We start from the raw sequence: 4,676 nt of genomic DNA, 5'->3' as shown, positions 1-4,676 counted from the left end.
CCGCCCCGATCTCCCGCCCTTCGCGCTGACGACGCTCGACCAGCGCGAGCGGCTGCTCGCCGCGGCGGGTGCGGACGCGATGCTGGCGATCCCGTTCGACGAAGCGCTCGCGGCGCTTTCGCCTGAGGCTTTCGTCGGCGTGCTGACCCAGCGGTTCGGCGCGACGGGGGTGGTGACGGGGGGTGATTTCACCTTCGGGCGCAACCGCGCGGGCGATACCGCGATGCTGGCGGCGCTGGGCGCGAAGGCGGGGCTGGCGGCCGAGGTGGTGTCGCCGGTCAGCGACGGGGCGGGAACGATCTCCTCGACGCGCATCCGCAAGGCGCTCGTCGACGGCGACTGCGCGACCGCGACCGCGTTGCTCAGCCGTCCCTTCACGATCGAGGGCGTGGTGATCCACGGCGACAAGCTCGGCCGCACGATCGGCTACCCCACCGCCAACCTCGCGCTCGAAGACTATCAGCGCCCCCGCTACGGCATCTATGCGGTGCGCGGCCGGCTGGCGGACGGGCGCGTGCTGGAGGGCGCGGCGAACCTCGGCATCCGCCCGAGCTTCGATCCGCCGAAGGAACTGCTCGAGCCCTATTTCTTCGATTTTTCAGGCGATCTCTATGGGCAGGTGATCGCGGTGGAGCTGATCGCCTTCCTGCGGCCGGAGGCGAAATTCGATACGCTGGAGTCTCTCGTCGCGCAGATGGATAGCGATTGCGCGGAGGCGCGGCGCATCCTGAATTCGTGATCCTGCCTTCCGCCGGGTCCGCGCTTGCGCGGGGATGACGAAGGGAGAGGCTGTCGCTAAGGCCCCCGCAATCATGGCCGACGACAGCTCAACCCCCGAAGCCCAGGACTGGCGCTCGACCGTCTTCCTGCCGAAGACCGATTTTCCGATGAAGGCGGGGCTCGCCGCCAAGGAACCCGCGATCCTCGCCAAGTGGGAGGCGGAAGACCTTTACGGCACGCTGCGCCGCGAACGCGCCGGGCGCGAGCGCTTCATCCTCCACGACGGCCCGCCCTACGCCAACGGCGACATCCACATGGGCCATGCGATGAACAAGGTGCTGAAGGACATCGTCGTCCGCACGCAGTCGCTGCTTGGGCTGGATGCGCCCTATGTGCCGGGCTGGGACTGCCACGGCCTGCCGATCGAGTGGAAGGTCGAGGAGGCCTATCGCAAGGACAAGCGCAACAAGGACGAGGTGCCGGTCGATCAGTTCCGGGGCCAGTGCCGCGCCTATGCCGCCGAATGGGTGGAAGTGCAGCGCGAGCAGTTCAAGCGGCTCGGCGTGATGGGCGAATGGGGCAATCCGTACCTGACGATGAACCATGCCTCGGAGGCGATCATCGCGGGCGAATTGCTCAGGTTCGCCGAGAGCGGCCAGCTCTATCGCGGCGCCAAGCCGGTGATGTGGAGCCCGGTCGAAAAGACCGCACTCGCCGAGGCCGAGGTCGAATATGAGGACATCACCTCGACGCAGATCGACGTGGCGTTCGAGATCGTCGAGAGCCCGATCGCGGCGCTGGTCGGCGCCTATGCGGTGATCTGGACGACGACGCCCTGGACGATCCCGGTCAACCAGGCTTTGGCGTACGGGCCGGAGGTTGGCTACGAGCTGATCGAATGGAATGGGAAGAAGTACCTCCTTTCCGCCGATCGCCAGGCCGACACGATGAAGCGTTGGGGGTATGATCCGATCGGGGATGTTAGCGGTACATCCGGCATCTTCTTAGGGAAAAACCTCGCCGGCACGATGGTGCGCCATCCGATCTACAACTTCCTCCGTCATCCCGGCGAAGGCCGGGATCCCGCTTCTTCTTCTGTGGCGGGCGAAGGCAGCGGGACCCCGGATCAAGTCCGGGGTGACGGTAAGGAGGCGCGCGCGGGTGACGGGGAGTGGGAGAGGCGGCTGGCCTTCTTCGCCAAGCCTCGGCCGATGCTGGCGGGGGATTTCGTCACGACCGACGCGGGAACGGGGCTCGTCCATATGGCGCCGGATCATGGCGAGGACGATTTCCTGCTGTGCAAGGCGCACGGGATTGATCCGGTGTTCGCGGTGGAGGGGGACGGCAAGTATCGCGCCGACTGGCCGTGGCTGGGCGGGCAGGGCTCGGTCATCAATCCCAAGTTCAATGCACCCGATGGACCGATCTGTTCGGACCTGCGCGAAGCGGGCGGATTGCTCGCGGCGAGCGCCGATTATCGGCACAGCTATCCGCATTCTTGGCGCTCCAAGGCCAAGCTGATCTTCCGCGCGACACCGCAATGGTTCATCGGGATGGACAAGCCGATCCGCAACGATCTCCCCTCCCGCTTGCGGGAGGGGCCGGGGGTGGGTGGCGACCTTGCGGCGCGCGATGAAGCCTCGCTGCGGTCGGCCCCACCCCCCGACCCCCTCCCGCAGGTGGGAGGGGGAGGCTCCGGGAACGCGCCCACGCTCCGCGAGGTGGCGCTCGAGGCTATCGATCATACGCGCTTCGTGCCCGAGAAAGGACGCAACCGTATCCAGGCGATGGTCGAGGGGCGGCCCGATTGGGTAATCTCGCGGCAGCGCGCCTGGGGGGTGCCGATCGCGCTCTATGTCCATAAGGCGAGCGGGGAGTATCTGCGCGATCCGGCGGTGAACGCGCGGATCGTCGCGGCGTTCGAGGCGGGCGGGGCCGATGCCTGGTTCGGCGCGGATCACCAGGCTTTGCTCGGGCCGGGCTACGATCTCGCCGATTGGGAGCCGCAGCGCGACATCCTCGACGTGTGGTTCGACAGCGGCTGCACGCATGCCTTCACAATCGAGGCGCGCTATGGCGCGGGGGCGCGCGCCGACCTCTATCTCGAAGGCTCGGACCAGCATCGCGGCTGGTTCCAGTCGTCGCTGCTCGAAAGCTGCGGCACGCGGGGCCGGGCGCCCTATGCGGCGGTGCTGACGCACGGCTTCGCGCTCGACGGGCAGGGGCGCAAGATGTCCAAGTCGATCGGCAACGTCGTCGATCCGCTGAAGATCATCGGCGAGAGCGGCGCCGATATCCTGCGGCTATGGGTCGCCTCTACCGATTATTTCGAGGATGTGCGGATCGGCAAGGAAATCCTGTCGGGCACGTCGGACGCCTATCGCAAGCTTCGCAACACTTTCCGCTATTTGCTGGGCGCGGTCGAGGGCTTTTCTGAGGATGAGCGGGTCGCGCCCGCCGACATGCCCGAGCTGGAGCGCTTCATGCTCCACCTGCTCGCGGTGCTCGATCAGGAGCTGCGCGATGCCACCCAGGCGTTCGAGTTCAATCGCTATGCGCGCGCGCTCGGCGATTTCTGCAACAATGATCTGTCCGCCTTCTTCTTCGATATCCGCAAGGATTCGCTCTATTGCGATGCGCCCGCCGATCCGAAGCGGCGCGCCTATCGCACGACGCTCGACATCCTGTTCCACGCGCTGGTCCGCTATGCCGCGCCGATCCTCTGCTTCACCGCCGAGGAAGTGTGGGGGACGCGCTATCCGGAGGCGGGATCGGTGCATCTGCTCGAATGGCCGGAGGTGGAGGCCGGCTGGCGCGATGACGACCTTCGGATGAAGTGGGAGCGGCTGCGCGCCATCCGCGCGCAGATCACCGCCGAGATCGAGCCCCTGCGCCGCGACAAGGTGATCGGATCGAGCCTCGAGGCCGAGGTGACGCTGATCGCCTATGACGCGAGCGATCTCGTGCTGATGCGGGACGCGGACATCGCCGAGCTGGCGATTTCCGCACCGGTGACGGTGCAGGCGGGCGAGGCGGATGTGCCCGGAGACGGGATCGGCATCGAGGTCGCCAAGACCGACCATGAGAAGTGCGGGCGGTGCTGGCGGCATCTGCCCGACGTGGCCGAGGATGGGGCGCTTTGCGGGCGTTGCGCATCGGTGGTGGGCCGAACGTGAGGCCGCCGTTCGCCGGGCTGTTCGTCGCCGCGTTCGTGCTGATCGTCGATCATCTCAGCAAATGGGCGATCACCGGGCCGATCGGCCTGCCCGAGCGCGCGCCGATCGAACTGCTGCCGGTATTGCGGCTGATCTTCGTCGAAAATTATGGCGTCTCGATGGGTTTCCTGCGCGCGGGTAGCGGTACGGAGCGCTGGCTGCTCACCGCCGTGACCGCCGCGATCGCGATCGGCGTCGCGGCCTGGCTGTTCCGCGAGCGCAAGCTGGCCGATGCGCTGGCGCTGGGCGCGATCCTCGGCGGGGCGATCGGAAACATCGCCGATCGCGTCAAGCTCGGCTATGTCGTCGACTTCCTCAACCTTCACTTCGGCGCATGGTCGCCCTTTTTGGTCTTCAATGTCGCCGACGCAGCGATTAGCATCGGAGTAGCCCTGCTGGTGATCCGTGCGCTTCTCGCCCCGCGGACCCAAGCCTTGCCGGAGAAATAGAATGTCGAAGCGTATCTGGGTTCTGGGAGCGCCACTGGCGCTGCTGGTGCTCGCGGGCTGCCATGGCGGGCAGCGGGGTGGCGTGTTCACCGCGCGCCGCAACGGCGTGCCCAACGAGTTCGTCGTCGGCCGCTCGGCGCCGCTGGTGGTGCCGCCCGATTTCGCGCTGGTGCCGCCGCGCCCCGGTGCGCCGCGCCCGCAGGAAGCCGACAGCTCGACGCAGGCGCTGAGCGCGCTGTTCGGCGGGCAGCAGCGCCCCAGCCAGGGCGAGCAGGTGCTGCTGCAACAGGCG

General features: G+C 67.3%; 4 protein-coding genes. All 4 read left to right on the top strand.

Going from position 1 to position 4,676, the window contains the following annotated elements:
- On the top strand, positions 1 to 739 hold a 739-nt coding region (ribF, locus tag HUU94_RS04355), incomplete at its 5' end, for a riboflavin biosynthesis protein RibF (protein WP_174273885.1).
- Between the two features lie 73 nt (positions 740 to 812).
- Positions 813 to 3,896 (top strand): isoleucine--tRNA ligase, encoded by a 3,084-nt coding sequence (ileS, locus tag HUU94_RS04350; RefSeq protein ID WP_174273884.1) that lies wholly within the window; start codon positions 813 to 815, stop codon positions 3,894 to 3,896.
- Complete coding sequence (gene lspA / locus HUU94_RS04345; RefSeq protein ID WP_174273883.1) at positions 3,893 to 4,384, top strand: signal peptidase II; 492 nt, start codon at positions 3,893 to 3,895, stop codon at positions 4,382 to 4,384. The genes ileS and lspA overlap by 4 nt, the downstream gene beginning before the upstream one ends.
- Before the next feature lies 1 nt (position 4,385).
- Positions 4,386 to 4,676: DUF3035 domain-containing protein (locus HUU94_RS04340; RefSeq protein WP_174273882.1), on the top strand; the 291-nt coding region annotated here is incomplete at its 3' end.

The sequence above is a fragment of the Sphingomonas bacterium genome (assembly GCF_903644055.1).
GTDB lineage: Bacteria > Pseudomonadota > Alphaproteobacteria > Sphingomonadales > Sphingomonadaceae > Sphingomonas_I.
Note: the sequence above shows the minus strand (reverse complement) of the source record. Positions and strands in the feature narration are given on the sequence as shown.